A 21,454-nucleotide genomic window follows, 5' to 3' on the forward strand; every position below is an offset into this window, starting at 1 on the left:
CGTTATGGAGTTATGGGGGTGAGGCCGTGGCGGCAGGAGATGTGGAACAGGCCGCCGGCTTGGGCTTGTGTGAGCGTGGGATAGCCAGCGGTGGTGCCGTTGAGAGACAGTGTTTTGCCTTGCCACGGTGAGCATTTCGGGCATGATCCGTCATGTGACGAAACCTTGACGAGGTCGACGCCTTCAGTCTTGGCGCGCTGCCGGTAGCCTTCGAGCGCAACCTGGGCGGCGCGACCATCGACGGCACGACGAACCCACACATCGATGGGGATTCGGCGCCCTGCGGAGTCCAGGACGTGGAGGTTGAAGCCTTCACGTTCGGCGCGTTCGAGGATGACGCGTACTGCGGTTTGGCGGGCCTGTGGGGTCGACAGGTCCCAGGTGCCGTGCACGAGCTGGTTGATGAGCCGCTGTGCCCGCTGTGGGTCGTTCAGTCTCTTGTTGACCTGAACGACGTTGTTGACGAAGTCGGTCTCTATCTTGCGGGGGAACGAGACGTGGAGTTCGGCGCGGAGGGTGGCGAACGCACGTCGGGTGTTGAGCTGGGTACGACGGTTCGTCTGCGCGACAGCACGCTGAAGCCACAGCTGGTATTCACGGACGGCACGAGCGAGACCATCGCGGTACTCCTGCTCGGTCAAACCACGGTCGTTAGCACCGGTATTGATGGTGTCGCGGAGCCGGTCGCGGATCTCGTCGACGAGGGTGCTGTAGGGCTGGGGAACGGTGGCGACTACACCGTTCACCCAGGCCCACAGCTTTTTCAGCAGGTTTTTCACAGGACGGGGTGACCACCCGCGACGGTCACGTGCTGGCGAACGTCCAGGAGAATTGCCCTGAAGTGCTCGACGTCCGCCTGCAGGGTAGCGAGGTCACCGTCCCGGAATGGGAATCGCTGTTTCTCCTTGAGGCGACCGACGGCGTTGCCGTAGTTGCGGAGGGCTGCCTGGTAGTCGTTCTCTGCGTATGCGTTGTCCGGGGCGGGACGATAAATGTAGGTCATAGCTATTCTCCTGCGGTTTCGTTGGTTTCAGCCGGGGCCATGATGTCGACGAAGTGCCGACCCTGCTTTCCTTCCATGACGCCGCGTACAGCTGAGGCTGCAGAGTGAACCTGCAGATACTCTTCGTTCGCGGTTTCGATCTCTGCGTTGACCTCGGCCAGTCCCGGGATCTTCGCGTCGAACTCCTTGGCGATTCCGTCACGGGGCAGGTTGCGGGCTTCGAGATATGCGCCGAGTTCCTGTGCAAGGGCGACAGCGTCGTGGCCTTCTGCTTCGCGGATCATCGTGGACGCGATGCCGATGGCCTTGACGTCGTCTGCCTGGTCGAGAAGCCGCTGCGCACGAGCCCACTGGCGTTGTGCACGCACCTCGAACAAGAGCTGTTCCGTCGCGTTGCCGGCAGGGGCTTTGGTGAAGTTCTGCCGGATCTGAGCGGCCTTCTGCTGCGCCTGGTCGAGTCGCCGTTCGTAGTTGGATTCGATCTCAGCCATGCGCTCGTGCCATTTGTGCTGGCGCGCCCATCCTTCGAGTTCGCGGCGGTGACCTTCGGGGGTGATGAGCTTGTCTCGGAGTGCCTGATCGGCGGATGCGCGCTTCTTCTCGTACTCTTCGAATACTGCTCGAATAGCTTTACGGGACAACTGTTCTCCTAGTGGGTGAGGGTGGCGAGCTGGTGCCGGTAGTCGGCGTGCTCGGGAAGTTCGGGGTCGGTGTCGTACACAATATCGGGGTCAGTCATTGGTCTTCTCCTGGGCGGCGAGGTACAGGACAAAGTCCTGAAGTGTCTGGGTGAGCGCTTCGCCGTCGTATGCGGGTGCTGCAACTTCGTTCATCGTGTACATCAGTGCGAGCACGAACTGGAGGGGCCGCTTTGCGTCGCCGGCGGCCTCCAGGATCTCGATGACCTGATCCATGCGGCGTTCCCTGTAGTGGATGAACGCCGCGGAGGCGCGCTGCAGGTCGGTGGCGGTGAGTTCGAACTCTGTGGTCATACGGTTCTCCTAGCGGCTCATGAATCCAGCGGCCTTGCGGGACTGCATCTGCTGGTACTTACGGAATGCTTCGTCGATGTTGGTGACATGGAACTGGTAGGTGTCACCACCGGCGCTGACGCCTGCTGCTGCGGGTGCGGGGGCGTTTCTCACGAACTGATCGACAGCGGATAGCGGGGCTGCCTTGTACGGGGCGGGGATCGGCTGGGGTCCAGTTCCCCCGAGGAACCCGCTGATGACCGATCCGGGATCGAACCCGCCAACGCCGCCACCTGCCACGTTGGTGCCACCAGCGGCTTGGTTGCGGTACCAGTTGAACAGTTCCTGGCCTGCGGACATGAGCCCACCGACGAGACCACCAGGGGACAGGAGCCCATCGGGCAGCCAGCCGCTGATCATCTGCTGAGCGATGCCGGGGAGCTTCCCACGGAACGTATCCGCAGAGGCTCGGAACACCTGCTGCGGGTCGTGTGCCGGGGAAAGCTTCCCGGCATCGGGAAGGTTGGAGGTCGTCGTACTCGTGCCTGACGGGCCGTTGTACGAGGTTGTCGGCGGGGGAGTGGTGCTGAACTGGGGAGCCGCCGGCGTGGTGCCACCCCCGGAGTAGTCGAGCCCCGACGCGCCATCGTTTCCGTAGTCCAAGCCCTGGATCGATTCCGAATAGGGATCATCCATCGACGGCGGATTCCACAGGTGGCGGGGGAGATGCCACACCATCGGGAAATCGAGGGCGCCGTCTGCGCCTCCACCGAACTGCACGCCGTTGGAACCATCACTCTCGACGTTGATGCCAAACAGCGTTCCTGCCATGTGTCCACCCGTACCGACTCCACCATCGGTGCCGATGGAGAACCCGTTGGGGTCGAATCCCGGTTCGTAACCGAGAGCTGCGAAATCGGAGCCCGTGACGTAACGAACAGACTGCCCGGTGAGGGCGTTGTGGATGCCGGACATGTACCCCGAACAGTCCCACGAGTCACCGCCAGCGCCGCCATAGACGTACGGAAGTCCTGCCTTCGAGCGAGCGAACGAGAGGGCGCGGTCGCCGGCCTCACCGACATAACCACCGGTTGCGAAGGCGGGAAGCATCGACCGCATATACGACAGGTCGGGGACCCAGCCGTCGTTCAAGGCTTCGAGGATGGTCCGCACGCCAGGCTTCGCGACCTGTGACGCCTTAACGACGTACTCGCCATTGGACAGCCACGACAAGATGCTGTCGGAGGTGCCGGTGCCGGGGCCTGTGATGAACCCGCCTGCAGCGTTGGCCTGCGCCCACCCGACGAGCTTGTCGCCGAGTTCGCGGGCTCCCTGACCACCAGGGACAGTGATCGGCCCGATCTTGGTAGGCACCTTCTGGAGGAGTTCGCCGATGCGCTGGACCGCGTTCTTGACGTTGCGGACGACGCCTTCCCACACGCCGGCGATGGACTGCCCCATGCCGTCGAAGAATCCGGCGATATACCCCGTGATGTTCTGGAAGGTGCCTTGCAATGTGCCGAGCGCGTTGCTGAGCCACGGGAATTGCCGGTCGACGATGTCGCCGACACCAGAGGAGATGGCGCCGGGAAGGTCCTTCCACGAGGTCACGGACCCGTTGGTGATCTTCGATGTGAAGTCGTTGGCGAGGCCGCCCAGTCCTTCAGTGCGAAGCGTCTGCCATGTGCCCTGAATCGACGTCCACCCCGAAGACACACCATCCTTCAAACCGGCCCAGGCGTTGCCAGCCTTCGTCTGCACATCATCGATGAATCCCTTGCCGATCTCGGCGGCCTTATCTTTGACGCCCTGGAGGGACGGAGAGACCTTCTCGTTCCAGCCCGAAGCGACGGTGTTGGAAAAGCTGTCCCACTTCTCGCCCCACTTCTCGGGGTCCCCGAGATCACCGAGGAACGAACCGCCTTCGGTGTTGCCGGCAGCGATCTGATCCTTGAGCGCAGATTGCAGATTGGCGCCGTCGAGTGGAGTGCCGCCTACGGACGGAACACCCCCCTCCGGGGCGTCAGGAGCACTTTCCCCACCATCATCGCCGCCACCGAGGAGACGACCGAGCCACGAATCCGCCTTGATGCCGGGGAAGATTCCAGCGCGACCAATGACGCGTTCCCCGTCCTTGTTGACGGCGTTTCCGTTCTCGTCGACAAGTCCCTGATTACCGGTCGTCAAACCGAACTTGGAGTCGACGATCTTCGAAACCTTGTCCGCAAGCTTGATGGCTTCACCAACGAGTCGCAGCATGTCCTCGGCGGTCTGCTGGGCATCGTCCCAGAACTGAGACATACGCGCCTGGCCTTCGGGGGTGCCCATCCAGTCAGCGAACTCGCGCAGGTTGTCGGTCATCGACTGGATCATCGACTTGCCGTTTTCCTCCGACGTGGAGAACAAGCCGCCGATAACCCGCCCGACCTCGATGAACAGGTCTTTAAGCTGCTTCAGGGAATCAATGGACTTTTCCATGAAGTCGCGAATACGATCGCGGCCTTCGCTGGAGTTCGTCCAATCCTCGAAACCCTGCATGGTTTCCGAGAACGATTCGGCGCCACCGACGAGGAAGTCGGAACCGATGGAGGCGATGTTCGTGAGAGCGCCAGCAAGCGAGGAGATGCCGTCCATGAACGGCCCGATCGCATCCTTGGTGTTGTTCAGGACGTTCGACCAATCCAGCTTGGTCGACTCGCTGTTCAAATCCTCGATGGCGCGCTTCAATCCGCCATTGATCTCGGTCGCGATACCGCCGAGCCCTTCACGCAGGATCGGGAAGTAGTTGTTTCCGAGATCCTGAATGGACGAGCCGAGACCTGCAAACAGGTTGTCCTGGATTTCGATACGCAGGTTGCGCCACTCGTCGCCCATCGCGCGAACCTTGGTGACAAAGTCTTGGGCGTTGGGGGAGAGGTTCGCCATCGCTTCTGCGAACTTGTCGACACCACCTGCGCTGGCGGTCATCGCTTCCGCTTGGGCTTCCTGGGCGTCAGCAACACGCCGGAGTGCGTCCTCGACCTGTCGCTGTGCCTGGGCGTCGTTTCGCGCCACCGAGGCCCGCGTCTCGCTCAGGTTCACTACCGCGTCGATCTCGCCCTGGGCGGCCTCCTGGGCGGCTTCACGGGCGTCCACAACCTGCTGTGCACCCTCGACGCCGGCACGGTTCGCAGCGTCCGTTTCCGCCTGAAGTTCGCTGTTCCGCCTGCGGACCTCGTCGACACGACGAAGAGCGGACTGCACACCATTCTGTGCTTCACGCACATCAAGTGCGGATACGGGCTGACCATCCTTGCCGAGGTCGCGGAGTCGTTCACGGGCACGCTCGACGGCGATGAGGGCGTCCTCTTCGTCGATTGCGCTGCCCTTAAGAGCGAAGTTCAGATCCTCGATCTGCTGCTGCGCATCCTTACGGGCACGTGTCAGATCCTCCTGTGCGTCAAGCGATCGCTTCTGCGCATCCTGCACCTGACGTTCAGCCGAAGCGATCTGGCGGGCGCCATCCTTCGCGGTCCACGTCGCGTTCTCACGGGCGTCCGCCACAGCGCGTTCAGCGTCCTCGACCTGGCGAGCTGCTGCCCGTTGCTGTTTCGCCGAAGACGTAGCTGCCTGACCACTGGAAACGGCGGCTTCACCTGCAGCCTTGAAGGCGTCCATGACACCGTTGCCACCGATGACCACTGTTGCCAGCGATGCAGCGGCAGCGGCAGCACCGGCAGGAATGAGCGATACGACGCCGGCGGCCTGGGCAAGCTGGCCCACCAGGGGCACGAGGTTGACTGCGGCAAGTGCAGCAAGGGCGGTCGCTGCTGCGGAGGCAGGGCCGACGATGGAACTTGCCCCACGGGCAACACCATTGAGTCCGCCACCACCGGGAATGTCGATGCCATTCAATGCGCCTCGTAGCGCCATTGCTTGGGCGATGAGGGCGGCCATGTGCGCGGATGCTGCCGTGGTGTCGAGGTCGACGTTGAGGTGCAGGTCGGGGGTGGCGGCGCGGAAGGCGGCCAACTGCTGGCGTGCCCGCGTGAAGTCGAGATCTACCCCGACCTTGAGGGCAGGCAGGTTCGCGGTGGCCGTGCGAAGATCTCGCTTGAGTTCTGCAGTAGAGCCGAGTTTCGCGTCAACCTTCACCGTTGTCGAGATCTTCGACATTGCGGTCCGAAGCTCGGTCTTGAACGCCGTGGTAGGCCCCAGTTTCGGGTTGACCATGACGTTCGCCGAGATCTTCGCCATTCGTGCGCGAAGTTCCTGCTGGAACTGCTGTGACAGTCCGACCTTCGGCTGAACCTTGACGGTTGCCTTCGGGTCGTTCTTCGGATCCTCGACCTGCGCCTTGAGATCCTGCCGCCAATTCTTTGCGAGCTGGGGTTTGATCGTGGCGTATGCGCTACCTGCGGAGAAGGGTTCAGCCACGGCGTCCACCCCCGGGGTGGTTGATCGTGGCGTCGGGGTCGATCTTCAGGAGGTACTCAGACATGACCCGCTCGGGCGCATTAAATCTGGTGCCGTGCTCTCTCCAGCGGGCGTAGTGACCGGAGGCGTAGATCGTTGATTCGAAGTCACCATCGGGACCTCGATCGACGGACGCGGAAACGTGGGTGGCATTCCAGCCTGTACGCCACCGCGAACGGACAGCCCAGTCGTCTGCACCGAGTTCAGCAAGTTCCAGCAAATAGTCTCTGACCTGTGGTGATTCGGACAGCATCCGTTCCAGGTCGGCACCTGATGGGTCGTAGCGCACGACGACCTCCCTCTATTAAGTTGTGGCACACGAAACCCCGGCGAGCCTGGAGCCTTCTGCCGGGGTTTCGTGTGGTGTTCCGCCTACGTTGGGCCGACGTGTCAGGCGGAAGTTCTTGTAAACGCTTCGTCGACCTCTGCTGCATCAAGTCGGATTGCACGACTCGACATGCCGTAGGTACGAAGCTTGCCGTCTGCGATGTATCGACGGACAGTGTTGGGGGTGATCGCGAGTCGTTGGGCGACCTGTGCGATGGTTTCGAACTTGCGCGGAGTGTATTCCGACATGAGTTTCACCTGGGAAAAGTCGAAGGGATTTTTGCGCACACGTCGGCTACCTCTTACGATATCACACATTTCGTTTCGCCACAATTCGCACAACCACAACCTGCGGGGTTACGGTTCCTGGCAGATCAACTCTCCAGGGCTTTCCGTTCCGCTTTCTCAATGGCTTCAGCAGCCAGCGCGGACCCGTTCGCAGTGAGCCACTCCCGACGCTTCTGGATCAGGAATTGTTTGTCCCAGGTTTCGTAGGTCTCGGGGTTCAGCTCTGGGATTTCCCGCCCAACCAATTCTTGGATTGTCGTGGACCACGGATGTTGTACGTGCTTCTCGAAAATCCACAACAGATGTTCGGGCGAAGATGCTGGCGGCTGCTCTGCGCAGTAAGCCACTACGTCGCCCGGCATGATCGGGAAAGCGTTCCGCTTCCGGTAGTGGTCAGACACAGCTTCGAGCGCTTCTCTCGGCCACACGGGCTGACCGTCGAACACATCCGCCCACGCTGCGATACGTGCCGCCACCTCATCCTCCGTAGATCCGACCTGAAGTCGTGGGTCGATCATCCGGGCTTTCATCAGCACATTGCGGGCGATCTCAATACTCATCGGGGAAGGCATCAGAATGGCCTCTCATTCGCGTCGTAAGCGCCTGTCAGCGCCAGCTGGGGGGTATGGGTGGCCCCGCGCATTTCGGCTGCTATGACGCGATTAGCTCCGGCTTGAAGTTGGTGCAGATCCTCAGTCATCGATTTACGACCAGAGGAAGCCGTAGAGGAGGGACGAGGAGGCAGCGGATCGTCCTCCCAACGTTCACCGTTCAACCACGTCGCCGGGTAGGGAATGAACCCCTTATTCTCACCACGTGGCAGGTTCGGGTCCTGCGCGAAACGCAACGCCCCGTCGATGACAGTTTGCGCACCGACCTTTTCCACGGCTTTCCTCCACGCTTTGCGTGCATCGCCCTTGGACTTCTTCAAGGGATACGTGGACCAGAACTCATCGAAGCGGTCGCATACCTCCACCACATCGTGCGATCGCGCGGATGTAGTGGGTGGTTCACTGGGCGGTTCAGCGGGTGGTTCAGGGACGGTTTGTATGAAGTCGGCTTCAGGCCTAAACGAAGAATCCTTCGGGTCTAATTGGAGGGATTCTTCAGGGCTAATTGCAGAATCCTTCATGTCTAATTCGGCTGCGGAAGAATCCTTCGGGTCTAATTCGGGCTTGGGCTTGCGCCCCCGCTTCTGGCGCGCTGGCTTCTCATCCGTACGAACGCGGTGAAGTGGCAGGTCGTACACCACCGGACGGTACTCCTCCGGAATTTTGTCTGCCGGCGACTGATCTGGCGACTTCACTAACAAGCCTGAAGTAACAAGCGCTTTCACGTGGTCCGCCACGTTTCGCTCGCTGCACCCCAGATTCCACGCGACCGTCCCAAGCGACGGATACGCTGCCTTCCCGTGGTCGTCAGCACGTTCGGCGAACACGGCAAGGACCGCCCGTGCAGGTACGCTCACCAGTCCCGGCGGCACCTGCGTCAATGCCCATTTCACGGCTTGGTAGCTCATGCTGACCACCTGGCCGAGTTGACAAGCGCCGCAGGCGATGACATAGAATGTCGAATGAAGGGGCAATGCCATGCCCCACTGGGAGTTCTTCGCAAGGGTTCTCCTGGAAATGTGAAGTTGTAAACACTGGGGACGCGGCCACCACGAATGGTCGCGTCCCCAGTGTTTTTGTCAGCTAGGCACATTCGCCTAGCGTCTGACCACTCCGGTGGTCGCTGTAGCGGTTCATGATGTCGACGCCAACGCGCATGGTGTGCCGCACATCCCCGGACCACCGAACGAGGCCGTCGAGGGCTTCCGGCGGCAGTTCCATCCAATCGCCGCCACATGGTCGGATGATCGGCACGCCGACCACCTCGCCATCAAACGTCTCGACGGGTCGCCACGAAAGCTCCCAGCCGCCACCGATTTCCCGGACATTGCCAATTTCGAACCTGGACATCAGGCCACCGCCCTACGTGCGTTATCGGCCGCGCCCACCAGGCAGAGGACTTCACCGAAAGCTCTCGTCCACGTGCTGATGTTGCGCGAACGGTCGTGGATGATCGCCCCAAGGATGAAGACCAATTCGTCAGCCGATACGCCGAACGACTTCGCGTATCCATCGAGACCAACACCGTCGATCGCCAGTTCTGCGGCTGCCTCCACGGAGCGCTCCCAGTCGCCCTCCTGTAGAGGCACGCCCGCCATATTGATGAGAAAGCTGTTCAGGAGCTCCCTCGTGAACGTCTTGTCGACCACGGGCAGGATCTCCCCGTTCTTCGCAGTGAACCATCGGCTTTCCACGTTGCTCTCCCTCGGCTTGCGTTTGATGTTGCGTACGCACTTCGCGCACGTCCATTCATGCTCCGGCTTCCACGTGCGAACCGGGCCGCCACACGAGTAGCAGCCACCGCTCGGCTTCTGCATCTTGCTCACGCCATCTCCTTCTTGGACTCAAGCCAGGTGAGGAAGTCCTCTTCCTTCACGCGCACCGCGCCGCCGATCTTGTAACTCACGGGAAAGTCCCCCTTGTGGCGCTTCTGGTACAGCGAAGACACCGGCATTCCGAGTGCTTCGGCCATGTCCTTCAAGCTCAGTAGCTTGCTCATCCAACACCTCTTCTTCTGGTTTCGAAAGATTTAGACTTGCCTCTTCCGTCTACGAAGATAGCACAGCTTTCGCATCCGTCAATTTTCTTCTAGGATTCTTCGTATGACGACGAACGACGACTGGGCGCAAGAGTTGGTGCAGCGTGTAGGAGCCGCAGCCAGAGAGTTGCGAGGCAAGCGATCCGCCAAATGGCTAGCCGACAGAACGGCTGAACTCGGCTACCCGATCTCCGCGCAGGTCATCGCCAAGCTCGACAGCGGGCACAGAGGAACCCACCTTCAGGTAGCCGAACTCCTCATACTCGCCCGAGCGCTCAACACAGCCCCTGCAATGCTGCTGTTCCCCGGCATACCCGGCGAGAAAGTCGAACTCTTCCCGGGAGTTCAGATCGAGTCACGACTCGCCCTGGAATGGCTCGCAGGCGACAAGGCGCTACTTCAGAAGTTCGCATGGCGCAAGGGCAGCGAGGACAGCGAGGATGCACGCGATGTCTTCCAGCGTGGTGAATGGCTAGCCGAATGGCAGCAGAACACCCGGCCGATTCGGCTCGCGAAGGAACACCAGCGGCTTCTCACCGAACACAGCCGGCAGCAGGCAGAGCGAGAACGGTGGCTTCAAGATCGCGACAACGCCGATGCCCAGGAATTCGCCGCAGCAACGGGTAGATCCATTGACTCGACCGAACAATCCATCCGAACCATCCGCCGTCAAATCCGCGAACTCGGACTCACGCCTCCAGCGCTACCGGCACGTGTCGCCGCACACTTCGACAAGGACCCCGAAGATGCCTAGACAACCGCTGCCCATCGGGCACTACGGCAACATCGCCACCAAACAACTCGCAGACAGCGCCAACGGACAAGCACGCTGGCGCGCATCCGCCCGCTACCGCGACCACGACGGCACCACCCGCACCATCCAAGCCATCGGCACCAGCAAAGCCAACGCCATCCAACGGCTGAAGAACAGCATCACCGACCGCACCACCCAAAACGCCGGCGACATCACACCCGACACCCGACTCCACGAACTCGCCAAACTCTGGATCGACGAACTCACCATCGAAAACCGAGTCAGCATCCAAACCATCCAGGCATACCGCGATGAGATCGGCCCCGCCACCACCGGCACCGACACCATCACAATCATCGACGGCATCGGGAACCTACGAGTCCGCGAAGCCACCACCAGCCGTATCGACCGATTCCTCAAAGGCATCGCCACCAACCACCCCAGCAAAGCCCGCAGGATCAAAGCCATCCTTTCCGGGATGCTCGGCATGGCCGCCCGCCACGACGCCATCGCCACCAACCCGGTGAGGGAAACCGCCAGCATCCGGCGCGGCAAAGCCGACCCTCGTGCCCTCACCCTCGACGAACTCCAAGCGCTCCGTTCCCGAGTCCGACTGTGGATGACCGGTGCCCAGATGCCCGAGGACAAGAAGCCTAGGCAGAAGGGAGGCCAGCAACGCAACCAGCAACTTCTCGACGTCGTGGATGTCCTCCTCGCCACGGGTGCCCGCATCGGTGAAGTTCTCGCCCTCCGCTGGGCGGATGTTGACCTTGCAGCGAGCCCGCCCCGCGCCACCATCGCCGGCACCGTGGTCCGGGTGGATGGGCAGGGCCTGAAGCGCCAGGAGTTCCCGAAGAGCAAGAAGCCTCGCATCGTCCTGTTGCCGAAGTTCGCGGTCGACACGCTCATGCGCCTGAAGATGAACGCCACCCCCAACGAACACGATGTGATCTTCCCCTCTGATCGGGGGACGCTTCGGGACCCCCACAACCTGCGTCGGCAGTGGCGGGATGCCCGGGGCCAGGAGTGGGCGTGGGTGACCCCGCACTCGTTCCGTCGGACTGTCGCGACCCTGGTGGATCGGGAGTACGGCAGCAAGGAAGCTGCAGCTCAGCTTGGGCATAGTGGCACGGCGGTAACGGAGAAGCATTACATCGCGAAGGCAGAGGAAGCACCCGATCTGACAGCGGTGCTCAACAGGCTAGGAGGCCGGCAGTGAGCAAGAAGTACGACATGGACGACGTGCCGATGGACGCGGTGTTCGACGAGCAGGTCATGGAGGCGCAGGACCATCCCGAGACGGTGGACGGTTTGCGTCTGGGTGCGATGAGTTCGGAGACCGGAGATCAGCGTGACGTCGCCCTCACAATGGGGGACGCACCACGGGCCGTCTTCACCATGAAGCCCTCGTCGGCTCGGAACCTGGCCCGGATGCTGTGGCATGTCGCACGTGCGAAGGACAACGAGTATCCCCACGATTTGAGGTAGCTCCACGGGGCAATCCGTGTCATATCCGTGTCACGTCGACCCTAGATCCAAACGACAAGAAAGCCCCTCCCGGCATCTCTGCTGGTGAGGGGCTTTCTGTTGTGCGCCATCAGGGACTCGAACCCCGAACCCGCTGATTAAGAGTCAGCTGCTCTGCCAATTGAGCTAATGGCGCTTGACGATGTGTTCCCGGGATGCCGTCCCAGCAACGAGAAGAACATTACACACCGTCGCGCGACGCGCCAAATCGGCTGGTCAGAATGTTTCTGTAAGGTTGTGGAGGTAACGGATCGGACGGTCGGAGCGATTGTCATTCGAACGTTACCGACGTACGGGGGAGTCGCGTCGGGTCGGCCGCAAGAGAAGCTGGCATCATCGTGTTCGGTGTTGTGACGTGCGTTTTCGGTGCCTTGGGGGAGGCGGGATCGGAGTATGGAAGTGACGGAGTCGAGTGCGGGGAACCCCCGGGGTCGTCGGGTACGGGGAATCCTCGGAGTGGTCGTCGTCGGCGTTGTTGCGTTCGTCACGGGATGCGCCGGCGGTTCGGGAACGGGCGCCGAAGAAGTGCCCATCGATTCCAATCCCGTGGCGGCGCTGATCAAGCCGACGGTGTCGTCGAGTGTCGCCGACGGATCGGTCGGCTTCTCGCCGATCGACCCGGTGACGGTCTCGGTGGTCAACGGCAAGCTCGACTCGGTGACCCTGCTCAACCCTGCAGGGGAGCCGGTGCAGGGCGAACTCGCCGACGACGGACTCACCTGGGTGAACACCGCACCGCTCGGCTACAACCGCTCCTACACGCTCGAGACCGTCGCGTACGGACTCGGCGGCGCGACCACGTCGACGGCGGCCTTCACCACCTCGTCGCCGGCCAATCTCACCCAGCCCTACGTGTTGCCCGGTGAGGGTTCGATCGTGGGTATCGGCCAGCCGATCGCCGTGCAGTTCGACGAGAACATCCCGGATCGGCTCGCGGCCGAGGCGGCCATCACCGTCACCACGAACCCGCCCGTCGAGGGCGCCTTCTACTGGGTCAACAACCGCGAGGTGCGGTGGCGGCCGGAGAACTACTGGGTGCCCGGCACCGCCATCACCGTCGATGTGAACGTCTACGGCAAGGATCTCGGCGACGGCCTCTTCGGTCAGTCCGATGTCCACTCGTCCTTCACCATCGGCGATGCGGTGGTCATCACGGCGGACGACGCGACCAAGCAGGTCACTGTCACGCGCAACGGCGTCGACGTCATCACGATGCCGACCTCCTTCGGCAAGGACTCCACGCCCACGCCCAACGGCGTCTACATCATCGGCGACCGGTTCGAGTCCATGATCATGGACTCGTCCACCTACGGCGTCCCCTCCGACTCGGCGCAGGGTTACCGCACGCCGGTCGAGTGGGCGACGCGGATGTCCTACAGCGGCATCTTCTTCCACTCCGCCCCGTGGTCGCTCGGCGACCAGGGTGTGCGCAACGTCAGTCACGGCTGCCTGAACCTCAGCCCCGCCAACGCCAAGTGGATCTTCGACAACACCAAGCGCGGCGACATCGTCGTGGTCCGCAACACCGTGGGCGGCACTCTCCCCGGAACGGACGGACTCGGTGACTGGAACATCCCGTGGTCGACATGGAAAGCCGGCAACGCTGCGGCGTGACGGGTGAAGGGGGATCGATGGCCGTTCGGGGGAGATGGTGGAGCGCTGCCTTCTGCGGTGCCGTGCTGCTCGCGGCGCTGACACCGGCAGGGGCGGCGGCCTCGCCGGTCGCGTCGTCGACCGCTCCGGCACCGGGTTCGGTGGTCTCGCAACAGCCGCTGCCCGACGAACTGTCGGTGCCCGGTGCCGCGACGGCCATCAAGCTCGAGTACGCCACCGAGTGGCGGTCGGGGGAGCCGACCGTCGCCACGGGCGCGTTGTTCCTGCCCGGGCGGGATGCCCCCGAGGGTGGCTGGCCCGTCATCGCGTGGGCACACGGCACGACCGGTGTGGGCGACGACTGCGCGCTCACGACCCGCACGCCGCGTTCCGATCTCGAGCGGACCTATCTGCACCACTGGCTCGATTCCGGGTACGCGGTCGTCTCGGCCGACTTCCCGGGTCTGGGCTCCGAGGGTCTCCACCGTTATCTCGACGGCCCCAGCGCCGCGAACAGCATCGTCGACATCGTCCGGGCCGCCCGCGACGGTGGGGCGCCGCTGTCGGAGCGCTGGATCGTGATGGGGCAGTCGCAGGGAGGACACGCGGCGCTGCACACCGCTGCGATCGCGACCTCCCGCGCTCCCGAACTCGACTTCCGCGGAACGGTCGCGACGGGTGCTCCGGCGAACCTCGAACGGGCCTTCACGATCGGCGTCCCGGGCTTCCCCGATCCTGGACTGTGGGGCCTCGTCAGCTTCAGCGGGTACATCTTCGCTGGGCTGCGCGACGCCTACCCCGAGGCCGACGTCGAGAGCTACCTGACCCCGATCGGCCGTGAGGTCGTCGATCGCGCCGAAGAGCTCTGCTACGACGATCTCGAGGAGTCGGTGCGCGACATCCCGGTCGGGGATCTGCTCGCGCGCCCGCTGGCCGAGGGTCCGATGCCGTCGCTGCTGGCCGATTATCTCGCCGCCCCGGTGGACGGCTACGACCGGCCGGTCTTCCTCGCGCACGGCATCCACGACGTGATGGTCCCGTTGCCGCTGTCCGCGGCGCTCGCCGCCGATATGAAGGTCGCAGGGGCGGACGTCGACTACCGCGTCTATATGGCCGGGCACTACACGACGGTGGAGCGCTCCCGGGCCGACGTCGACGCTTTCGTGACGCGCTCGTTCGAATAGACCGGCCTGCGCGTGAGGAACCGCTGTGCGTGAGGATTCTTCCGGGAACGAGAAAACCCCCGATCGGAAATCCGATCGGGGGTTCTCTTCGGGGTGAGTGACGGGACTCGAACTCCCGTTCCTGGGGAAACAGTGCGAGTCATCCCGATGCAGGAAACCACCCTTTACCTGCATCGATGGTCTCTCAATTTCACATCAACACGCATCTAGATACACAACCATGCAACAGCGGTATTGCATGACGTGTTGCATGGCTCGCGTGTGTGCGGGGATCTGACAGCCTCGCGAGGTCGAGGGGACGGACGGGCTGCGGCTCTTCCTTCCCCTGTTCTTCTCCACATTCGTCGATCCCCGAACCTGGCGTTTGCGAGGTTGCCCGAGGACCGCTCAAACCTTTGCCGATCCCCGAAAGTTCCGGCGGTTCCCGGTTCCCGCATAGGGGGTCCGGAACCGGGAACCGCAGATCGTCCAGCTTGTCGACGCCGGCAACCTGGCAGGTGGGGATCATGTTGTCGGCGCCGGCAAGATGATCACCAGCCGTCTCCCTTGTCCATCCCCCGCACCCGCATGAGGGCATAGGGCAGATCCCAACACCGAGGCTCGGAGGGGATGTGTGTGCCGGCCGTGGTGGTGAGCACCTCGCACCGACGGGGCCTTGGGTCGTCCGGCCGCCAGGACTGGATGCCGGACTCGGTGGCGGCCATGACCTGCATGAGCGCGTCTGCGAGGTCGTCGTGTCCGGCGTGCTCGGGGACCTCGATGCGCACGGCACCGGTGGGTGTCATCTCGTAGGTGAGCGAGTGCAGCTGCTTGAGCAGCTCGGGATGACGAGGGAGCACGATGCGGCCCTGTTGCAGTAGCACCTTGAGCGCCCCGTATCCGCTGGTCTTGCGGCGGTTGTCCGTGGTGACCGCAGTGACCTGGGTGCGTCGGCGGCTCGAGGTCCATTCCTGCTTGTCGATGGTGTTGCGCAGCACCTGGGTGGGCATCTGCCCGACGCCGTTGGTCTCGGAGATCACCCGCACGAGGTCGTACCCCCGGGCCACGGTGGCAATGCGGTCGATGAAGGTGGAGTAGGGCATCTTGCTGTGATGCTCGAGCCAGGGCAGGAAGTACACCAGATCGTTCTGGAACCGGCCCCGGTTCAGCTCCCTGTCGTCGAGGACACCGAGCAGCACGAGGGCGTTGGAGTCGTTGAATCCCCAGTCGACGCCGGCCACCGCGGTCTGCCCGTGCGCCTTGTCGGGCGGGAGGAGGGCGTAGTCGGCGGTGTTGTCGTCGAGCTCGGCCGCGGTGAAGTAGGAACCGGCGTCGTCGATCCACTCGGCATCCACCTCGCGGGCGTACTCCCGGGCGGTCATGGTCTTGCGGAAGTCCTCGAGCAGCTCGGCGTCGACGAGCGGGGAGGCGGTCGAGGGCCAGTGGAAGGACTCGGCGCGGTCGCTCGGGTCGAGGCGTCCGGTCTGCCACTGCCGGTGGAAGAAGTGGTCGGTGGTCCACGGAGACGAGGCCATGACGATGCGGCTGCCGGGCCGGGCGATGACTGTGAACTTCGCGGCGGTCCACAGTGCCTCGTCCATGAAGTTCGCCTCGTCGAGGATCAGCAGGTCGATGGAGCGGCCACGGACCTGCCGGGTCGACGCCGGGACGGAGACGATCTCCGAGCCGGTCGAAAGCAGAATGCGGGACTTGTTCTCTTCGACGGCGGCCCCGGCGAGCAGCGGGGAGGAGAGCAGCTCGGCAATCGAGGCCAGCACGAGCTTGGCGGCCTCTTCACCTGCCGAGAGGACGAGGGTGCGGGATCCGGGCCGGGAGAATGCCTCGTGCAGCGCCAGCACGGCGAGGGTGCGGGACTTGCCGGCCTGCCGTCCCGAGCACACCGCCCGGATCTTCGCGGACGAGCGGGCCAGCTCGAGCTGGTGGGGCCACAAGGGTGCGCGGGCGATCTCGCGGGCGAACACATCGATGTCGTCGCGGGCGGCCCGGATGAGGGATCGGTCAATCGTTGCGGTCATCGTGGGTCTCCTGGGCCATGAGGGCGGCAAGGTCGAGTTTCGTTGCAGCAGCATCCTTTTGGAGCTTGGCGCGCGATACGGGGTCCATGCCGAGGGTGGCACGCAGTGAGGCGGCGCGGCCCTCGTAGCGGTCGAGGATCTTCGCTGCGGGGACTGGGTTGCCGTCGTCGGTGAACATGCCGTGTTCGTCGATCCATGCGTGCAGCAGGTCGCACTTGGCCTCGAACCGGGCCCATGCCAGTAGTGCCGGTTCGTAGGAGGGATCGCGCAGATACGGGGCTTGCTCGCGGGCGATGTCGACCCACTGCTGTGCGATCGGCTCGACCGTGCGCGGGGAGTGCGCACCGTGTTGCAGGGAGAGGGTGTTCTCCTTCTCGAACGGGGGACGCTGCCACGAGTCCACGGAGGGGACCGACACGATGCCGGCCCCCTCCGCAGCTTTGCGGGCGCGCGTCTTCGGGCGGCCCGCCACGATCACGCCCCCGGTGCGGTCACGCCGCGCAGGATCACCACGGCCTCGGGGTTGAGCGGTGCGGCGTCGTAGCGGCACACCACCCGGATCGCGCCCTGGTCGTAGTCACCGAACAGCTCGGGCAGGACCGTGAGCGACGGGGCCAGATCGCGCGCGACGGCGATCTTCGACGGGTCCATGAGCACGATGTTCGACTCGTTCGTGCCGGTGCCCAGATCGGCCGGCAGGCGGTTGGTGACGAACACCCGGTGTCCGAGCAGCTGGTAGCGGCCGGACTCGGTCACGTCCGGCTGAATGAGGTACCGGCCGCCGTTGTCCTTGAGCTTGCGCAGGTTCACGAAGTCGCGGGAGTTCATCACCCACACCAGCGCGGCCGGGTCCACCTCGGCACCGAGCGCCAGACCCTCGGCGTCGTGCAGGTCGTCGATGGTGGGCGCGCCGACGGCGGTCATCTCCTGCACGCCGGTGTAGTTGAGCAGTCCGAGCGGCTCGGTGCGCTGCCCGGAGACCACGGCCCCGTCTCCGGTGAAGAACGTCGTATCGATCTTGCCGGCGACGTCGGCCACCATGCGCTGCTGCACCGCGGTGATCGCATCGGCCACGGACTGCCGGGCCAGCTCGTTGCTGTAGCGGTTCAGGGACTTGATGCTCTTGATGTTCGGCGAGAGAAGAAGCACCTCGCCGAAGTCGACCTCGACCTCATCGATCTTCTCGTTCTCCCCGTGCCACGAGGGCTCGTCCGAGCCGGTGAGCAGCGGGACACGGACCGGGCCGTGCGATTCGATGATGCGGACACCGAGCGAGAGGAAGATCGACGCCTTTTGCAGCGGCACCGTGAGGATGCCGGCGACCTGCTCGGGGGACAGGATCGGGCCGTTGCCCGCGGTGGAAAGTGCCATGAGGATTGCTCCTGAGAGACGGCCGGACACGCGATGAGTCCGGCGAGTGAACGGCGTTGTACGCCAAGGGGATTCGACCTGCGAGCGTCTCGCTCGAGCGGGTCTCGTGAGGTGCCGGACCTCGAGAGTGTGCGACTGCCGGGCGCCTGGCCCTTCCGTCACGTGACACTTTACCGCAAACGGCGAACACCCCCGGCATGGACACCGGGGGTGTTCTCTGCGCAGGCGGGCATTCGATGTCTACAACGACGCCCAGGGACCAAACCCTTCCCGCCTTCGCTCCCCTGCCGGCCATGCGCGTGCCGGAGGGGTGACGTTGACGCAGTGACTAAGCCTCAATGCACCGAGCGTCTGATGCTGTCGTCGTGGCTTCCATTGCACGACTTGGGACAGGGTGTGGACATGGACGATCTTCCGACCTTCGATGTCGGGTTGTTCCACTGGTCTTTCGAGTCGTTGGCGGGCAGGGAGTGTCTGTTAGCCGAGAATCGGTCGGTTTCGTCCGAACACCGTGTCGAACAGGGCGTTCCACCCCGATTCCCACGGCCACTGTTGGGGTAGATGCAACGTCAACCGGCGCGCCGACGACGCGATCCGAGCAGGGACCGACACAATGGTCCGCCGGACAGTTCCGGTGGTGGCCTTGACCAGCTTCGGATCGCCTGTGACGGTAGCCGCGGCGCGGGTGAGGTTGAACGCCATCACCGCGCAGACCAGCCACGCAGCATTGGCAGTGAACCGAGACGACGGCAAATGAGCGAGCGCGGAGCTCTTCAGGTCCGCGTGGACCTGCTCGATGATCGCGTGATGGCGGTGGAGCTTGTCGGCGGCGACGGCATCGAGATCGGTGGCGTCGACGGTGGTGAAGAAGGCATGAAACCGCCAGACGTCGAACAATTCGCCCTGGCCCTGGTCCTTCTTCGGCCGCAGGTCGGGGATACGCCGTACGATCAACCGCCCCGGAACCCGGTGGGTCTTCTTCTTCGAGGCGAACGCGGTGAACGGTATCTCCGCGACCTCGGCAGCCGAGATCCAGCGTTCGGTGTCGTGGTCGTAGATCGCGTTGGTGTACTCGATCGGAGTCCACGCATCCTCGTCGATCGAGGCGATCGCGGTCTTGATGGGTGAGGTCAGGCGCACGGTGACCGAGACGTCGGCGCCGCCGCGCAGCGCCGCCCCGATGGTGGGATATCCGTAGAACGCCGAGTCGGCCCGCACCAGCGGTCTGGGCGTGGCCTGTGCCGTGGTTCGCGCCCCTGGGCCGGCGGTAGCTGTGTGCAGGTGCGCGACGGTGGTCAGGGTGTCGGCGATCATCCGGGCTGCTCCACGCGCTGATCCGCAGGACCCTTTGCGCAGACGCTGTCCGACGATCACCGGGGCCGCGGTGTCGGTGGTGACCGTGGTGATCAGCGCGTTCAGTCCGCGGACCCCGGAATAGCCGTATCCGGAACCCTGTTTGCCGTGCCCGTGCACTTCGATGATCGAATCGTCGATGTCGACCAGCACGCGTTCGGTGTCGATCCCGGCCACCAGCGGAGTTCTGGTGGCCAGTCCGCGCAGGAACCGGGAGGCAACGGCGTCGAGTTGCCGAACGTGCCCGAAGGTGAAGGTGCGCAGGAACGACCCCAGCGTCGACGGTGCGTACGGGCGGTCGAAGAGTGTTCCCATCGCCCCGTGCCGTAGTAATGCCATGTCGGCGATGCTGTCCGCGCCGGCGACCATTCCCGCGACGAGTGCTCCGATCTTGTCGCCGGAGTGAGCACCCTTGTCGGTGGGAACGCTGAGGTGTTCGTCGGCGAGAGCCTGCAGGCCGCAGTTCTGCGCCAGACCCATGATCGGAACCAGCCCAGCGGTCGACACGAGATTCGGATCGTCGAACCTCGCCGCAGCGACGGGCCGGGTGTGAGAGAGTTGCATCTACGAGATGCCCTTCGTTGTGGCCGAATTGTTTCTGTGAGAAGTTCAATTCTTTCACTACGACAGGGCATTTCGCCGTTACGACTCGCCCATCACATCAGCCTGATCGGTGCATCCAGGCTAAGAGCTACCACGCACGTACGACACGAAGTCCTGCTGCCCCGCGGCGATCTGCGCATCGGTGTCAGCGATCCTCGGTCGTTCGCCGCCGACTGCGTTGCCGGACCGTCCTGCGCCACCGACCGGAGACCCGAAGTTCCGGCCGCGCTGGGCTGCGAGGTGGGGCTTGGACTCGATCAGTTCCTTGGCCTTCGCCTCGTACTTCGCCGGGTCCGGTGCCCCGTCGTCACCGACCAGCTCGGCGGCGTCGACGAACCGCGTGAGGTCCTCGGGATCGGCCATGAGCGAGCGCACCCCCTCGAGGGCGGCGGCCGCGGCCTTCTCGTGCAGCGACGTGCGGAGCTGGTCGCGCTCGGTCGTCGCATCCTTGAGGGCCTGGCGGTTCTCGGCGGCCTCGGCGCGCAGGTCGCGGATGTGCTTTTGAGCCCAGTCGGGCAGATCGGTGATGTTCTGGCTGTCGGACATGGTTCCTCCTAGATGGTGTCGAGGGCGATGGGAGTGGAGACCGGAACGCCGTAGCGGTCGGCGAGATCGTCGGCGGCGTGCCAGTCACGGTCGTGCAGGTACAGGTGCTCGAGCTCGAGATCACCGGCCCGGTACTCGGGAGCATTGAGGTTGATCCAATACAGGGGCGGCCGGAAGCGGAGCGGGCCCCGCACGGCCACTCGCGCCCCGACGATGGTGCGGCCGATGAGATTGCCGTTGCGCTCGAGCTGGTCGATCACCTCGATGAACGACTCTCGGTCGCGGAGCACGGTGTATCCGCAGTGACCGCACGGACCGGGGACCGGATCGCAGCCGAGCGCGCACCGGGGACTCGTCATCCGCTTGGCCCACGGACTCCGGTCGGCCGCGATCGGTGAGACCAGGGACGGCCCTTCCGCGACGAAGAACCGCCACGCCCGACGCGTTTTCATTCGGCCCTCGCGAACATGTAGGGCTGGTACACGGTGCACAGGTAGTTGCTCGTGTCGGTGGCGGCATTGACTCCCATGTCGCTGAAGTCGGCCGGTTCGACGCGGGTCTGATAGGGCGGCTCGAGAGCCTCCTCGGTCACTTCCACGTGCCCGACGTTGCCGCTGTAGTCGAGATGGTCGGTGCAGCGCGAGACCGATCGCAGCTCCTGGAGCAGCAGCGCGGGGCACGGCACGTACATCGTGGTGCCCTCGTCCTCGCCGGTCATCTCGTAGGCGTTCGCCCATCCGGGCGGTAGTGCCGTCACCGAGGCGGTTTCCCAGTGCTCGATGACGCGCTTACGGGTGGTCTGATCGGTCATGGTT

At 63.8% G+C, this 21,454-nt stretch carries 24 protein-coding genes and 1 tRNA gene; 5 read left to right on the forward strand and 20 right to left on the reverse strand.

The features are described from left to right. Positions 1-2: 2 nt before the first annotated feature. The 12 genes from BO226_RS26905 to BO226_RS04850 form a co-directional block, all read right to left on the reverse strand. The gene (locus BO226_RS26905; RefSeq protein ID WP_071934716.1) at positions 3-779 is read right to left on the reverse strand and encodes a phage minor capsid protein; all 777 of its coding nucleotides are present in this window, start codon (positions 777-779) and stop codon (positions 3-5) included. Beyond that, entirely contained in the window at positions 776-1,003 is a 228-nt protein-coding gene (locus BO226_RS04810) for a hypothetical protein (RefSeq protein WP_071934717.1), read from the reverse strand. The genes BO226_RS26905 and BO226_RS04810 overlap by 4 nt, the downstream gene beginning before the upstream one ends. A 2-nt stretch (positions 1,004-1,005) precedes the next feature. Next, the gene (locus BO226_RS04815; RefSeq protein WP_156895112.1) at positions 1,006-1,644 is read right to left on the reverse strand and encodes a hypothetical protein; all 639 of its coding nucleotides are present in this window, start codon (positions 1,642-1,644) and stop codon (positions 1,006-1,008) included. Between the two features lie 90 nt (positions 1,645-1,734). Beyond that, entirely contained in the window at positions 1,735-1,995 is a 261-nt protein-coding gene (locus BO226_RS04820; RefSeq protein ID WP_071934719.1) for a hypothetical protein, read from the reverse strand. A 9-nt stretch (positions 1,996-2,004) separates the two neighbouring features. After that, entirely contained in the window at positions 2,005-6,390 is a 4,386-nt protein-coding gene (locus BO226_RS04825) for a hypothetical protein (RefSeq protein ID WP_156895114.1), read from the reverse strand. Continuing rightward, the gene (locus tag BO226_RS26910) at positions 6,383-6,718 is read right to left on the reverse strand and encodes a hypothetical protein (protein WP_156895116.1); all 336 of its coding nucleotides are present in this window, start codon (positions 6,716-6,718) and stop codon (positions 6,383-6,385) included. Before BO226_RS26910 ends, BO226_RS04825 begins: the two co-directional genes overlap by 8 nt. Positions 6,719-6,819: 101 nt before the next feature. Next, complete coding sequence (locus BO226_RS04830) at positions 6,820-7,044, reverse strand: helix-turn-helix domain-containing protein (RefSeq protein WP_232238057.1); 225 nt, start codon at positions 7,042-7,044, stop codon at positions 6,820-6,822. Positions 7,045-7,130: 86 nt separating this feature from the next. Next, positions 7,131-7,604: a hypothetical protein gene (locus tag BO226_RS04835; protein ID WP_071934721.1), complete on the reverse strand. Its 474-nt coding sequence runs from the start codon at positions 7,602-7,604 to the stop codon at positions 7,131-7,133. Between the two features lie 11 nt (positions 7,605-7,615). Further along, the gene (locus BO226_RS26915; RefSeq protein WP_156895118.1) at positions 7,616-8,635 is read right to left on the reverse strand and encodes a helix-turn-helix domain-containing protein; all 1,020 of its coding nucleotides are present in this window, start codon (positions 8,633-8,635) and stop codon (positions 7,616-7,618) included. Between the two features lie 103 nt (positions 8,636-8,738). Beyond that, positions 8,739-9,005, reverse strand: coding sequence for a hypothetical protein (locus tag BO226_RS04840; protein ID WP_071934722.1), 267 nt, complete (start codon positions 9,003-9,005; stop codon positions 8,739-8,741). Further along, positions 9,005-9,481, reverse strand: coding sequence for a hypothetical protein (locus BO226_RS04845; RefSeq protein ID WP_071934723.1), 477 nt, complete (start codon positions 9,479-9,481; stop codon positions 9,005-9,007). Before BO226_RS04845 ends, BO226_RS04840 begins: the two co-directional genes overlap by 1 nt. Further along, the gene (locus tag BO226_RS04850) at positions 9,478-9,654 is read right to left on the reverse strand and encodes a helix-turn-helix transcriptional regulator (RefSeq protein WP_071934724.1); all 177 of its coding nucleotides are present in this window, start codon (positions 9,652-9,654) and stop codon (positions 9,478-9,480) included. Before BO226_RS04850 ends, BO226_RS04845 begins: the two co-directional genes overlap by 4 nt. Before the next feature lie 103 nt (positions 9,655-9,757). On the opposite strand from BO226_RS04850, the gene BO226_RS27600 reads away from it, so the two are divergent. From BO226_RS27600 to BO226_RS04865, 3 genes are read left to right on the forward strand one after another with little or no spacing between them, the layout of a single operon-like run. Then, positions 9,758-10,447: a hypothetical protein gene (locus tag BO226_RS27600; protein ID WP_198040607.1), complete on the forward strand. Its 690-nt coding sequence runs from the start codon at positions 9,758-9,760 to the stop codon at positions 10,445-10,447. Next, the gene (locus BO226_RS04860; RefSeq protein WP_071934726.1) at positions 10,440-11,666 is read left to right on the forward strand and encodes a tyrosine-type recombinase/integrase; all 1,227 of its coding nucleotides are present in this window, start codon (positions 10,440-10,442) and stop codon (positions 11,664-11,666) included. Before BO226_RS27600 ends, BO226_RS04860 begins: the two co-directional genes overlap by 8 nt. Beyond that, positions 11,663-11,935: a hypothetical protein gene (locus BO226_RS04865; protein WP_071934727.1), complete on the forward strand. Its 273-nt coding sequence runs from the start codon at positions 11,663-11,665 to the stop codon at positions 11,933-11,935. The genes BO226_RS04860 and BO226_RS04865 overlap by 4 nt, the downstream gene beginning before the upstream one ends. Positions 11,936-12,037: 102 nt before the next feature. Here the strand turns inward: BO226_RS04865 and BO226_RS04870 are convergent. Next, positions 12,038-12,110: transfer RNA gene (locus BO226_RS04870), tRNA-Lys, on the reverse strand. A gap of 257 nt (positions 12,111-12,367) precedes the next feature. On the opposite strand from BO226_RS04870, the gene BO226_RS04875 reads away from it, so the two are divergent. Both BO226_RS04875 and BO226_RS04880 read left to right on the forward strand, forming a co-directional pair. Beyond that, positions 12,368-13,588 carry a L,D-transpeptidase gene (locus tag BO226_RS04875; protein ID WP_197539115.1) on the forward strand — a complete coding sequence of 407 codons (1,221 nt, stop codon included), beginning with the start codon at positions 12,368-12,370 and terminating at the stop codon, positions 13,586-13,588. 17 nt (positions 13,589-13,605) lie between these two features. Further along, on the forward strand, positions 13,606-14,751 hold the full coding sequence (locus BO226_RS04880; RefSeq protein ID WP_071936356.1) for a lipase family protein: 1,146 nt from the start codon (positions 13,606-13,608) through the stop codon (positions 14,749-14,751). Positions 14,752-15,281: 530 nt separating this feature from the next. On the opposite strand, the gene BO226_RS04885 is transcribed toward BO226_RS04880, so the two are convergent. The 7 genes from BO226_RS04885 to BO226_RS04915 form a co-directional block, all read right to left on the reverse strand. Further along, complete coding sequence (locus BO226_RS04885) at positions 15,282-16,766, reverse strand: terminase large subunit domain-containing protein (RefSeq protein WP_071934728.1); 1,485 nt, start codon at positions 16,764-16,766, stop codon at positions 15,282-15,284. Next, a complete protein-coding gene (locus tag BO226_RS04890) occupies positions 16,750-17,184 on the reverse strand; it encodes a P27 family phage terminase small subunit (RefSeq protein WP_232238058.1) in 435 nt (144 codons plus the stop codon). Before BO226_RS04890 ends, BO226_RS04885 begins: the two co-directional genes overlap by 17 nt. Before the next feature lie 56 nt (positions 17,185-17,240). Then, on the reverse strand, positions 17,241-18,137 hold the full coding sequence (locus BO226_RS04895; RefSeq protein ID WP_071934729.1) for a phage major capsid protein: 897 nt from the start codon (positions 18,135-18,137) through the stop codon (positions 17,241-17,243). Positions 18,138-18,614: 477 nt separating this feature from the next. Continuing rightward, on the reverse strand, positions 18,615-20,054 hold the full coding sequence (locus BO226_RS04900; protein WP_071934730.1) for an IS1380 family transposase: 1,440 nt from the start codon (positions 20,052-20,054) through the stop codon (positions 18,615-18,617). A 120-nt stretch (positions 20,055-20,174) separates the two neighbouring features. Continuing rightward, a complete protein-coding gene (locus tag BO226_RS04905; protein ID WP_071934731.1) occupies positions 20,175-20,639 on the reverse strand; it encodes a hypothetical protein in 465 nt (154 codons plus the stop codon). Between the two features lie 8 nt (positions 20,640-20,647). Beyond that, positions 20,648-21,091 carry a hypothetical protein gene (locus BO226_RS04910; RefSeq protein ID WP_071934732.1) on the reverse strand — a complete coding sequence of 148 codons (444 nt, stop codon included), beginning with the start codon at positions 21,089-21,091 and terminating at the stop codon, positions 20,648-20,650. Next, positions 21,088-21,450 carry a hypothetical protein gene (locus BO226_RS04915; protein WP_071934733.1) on the reverse strand — a complete coding sequence of 121 codons (363 nt, stop codon included), beginning with the start codon at positions 21,448-21,450 and terminating at the stop codon, positions 21,088-21,090. Before BO226_RS04915 ends, BO226_RS04910 begins: the two co-directional genes overlap by 4 nt. Positions 21,451-21,454: the final 4 nt, after the last annotated feature.

The sequence above is a fragment of the Rhodococcus sp. 2G genome (assembly GCF_001886355.1).
GTDB lineage: Bacteria > Actinomycetota > Actinomycetes > Mycobacteriales > Mycobacteriaceae > Rhodococcus > Rhodococcus pyridinivorans.

Excerpts from the sequence above, each read along its gene's own strand:
- BO226_RS04810 (WP_071934717.1), bottom strand. The coding sequence starts at position 1,003 with ATGACCTACATTTATCGTCCCGCCCCGGACAACGCATACGCAGAGAAC.
- BO226_RS04820 (WP_071934719.1), bottom strand. The coding sequence starts at position 1,995 with ATGACCACAGAGTTCGAACTCACCGCCACCGACCTGCAGCGCGCCTCC.
- BO226_RS04835 (WP_071934721.1), bottom strand. The coding sequence starts at position 7,604 with ATGAGTATTGAGATCGCCCGCAATGTGCTGATGAAAGCCCGGATGATC.
- BO226_RS26915 (WP_156895118.1), bottom strand. The coding sequence starts at position 8,635 with ATGGCATTGCCCCTTCATTCGACATTCTATGTCATCGCCTGCGGCGCT.
- BO226_RS04840 (WP_071934722.1), bottom strand. The coding sequence starts at position 9,005 with ATGTCCAGGTTCGAAATTGGCAATGTCCGGGAAATCGGTGGCGGCTGG.
- BO226_RS04850 (WP_071934724.1), bottom strand. The coding sequence starts at position 9,654 with ATGAGCAAGCTACTGAGCTTGAAGGACATGGCCGAAGCACTCGGAATG.
- BO226_RS27600 (WP_198040607.1), top strand. The coding sequence starts at position 9,758 with ATGACGACGAACGACGACTGGGCGCAAGAGTTGGTGCAGCGTGTAGGA.
- BO226_RS04860 (WP_071934726.1), top strand. The coding sequence starts at position 10,440 with ATGCCTAGACAACCGCTGCCCATCGGGCACTACGGCAACATCGCCACC.
- BO226_RS04875 (WP_197539115.1), top strand. The coding sequence starts at position 12,368 with ATGGAAGTGACGGAGTCGAGTGCGGGGAACCCCCGGGGTCGTCGGGTA.
- BO226_RS04880 (WP_071936356.1), top strand. The coding sequence starts at position 13,606 with ATGGCCGTTCGGGGGAGATGGTGGAGCGCTGCCTTCTGCGGTGCCGTG.
- BO226_RS04885 (WP_071934728.1), bottom strand. The coding sequence starts at position 16,766 with ATGACCGCAACGATTGACCGATCCCTCATCCGGGCCGCCCGCGACGAC.
- BO226_RS04895 (WP_071934729.1), bottom strand. The coding sequence starts at position 18,137 with ATGGCACTTTCCACCGCGGGCAACGGCCCGATCCTGTCCCCCGAGCAG.
- BO226_RS04900 (WP_071934730.1), bottom strand. The coding sequence starts at position 20,054 with ATGCAACTCTCTCACACCCGGCCCGTCGCTGCGGCGAGGTTCGACGAT.
- BO226_RS04905 (WP_071934731.1), bottom strand. The coding sequence starts at position 20,639 with ATGTCCGACAGCCAGAACATCACCGATCTGCCCGACTGGGCTCAAAAG.
- BO226_RS04910 (WP_071934732.1), bottom strand. The coding sequence starts at position 21,091 with ATGAAAACGCGTCGGGCGTGGCGGTTCTTCGTCGCGGAAGGGCCGTCC.
- BO226_RS04915 (WP_071934733.1), bottom strand. The coding sequence starts at position 21,450 with ATGACCGATCAGACCACCCGTAAGCGCGTCATCGAGCACTGGGAAACC.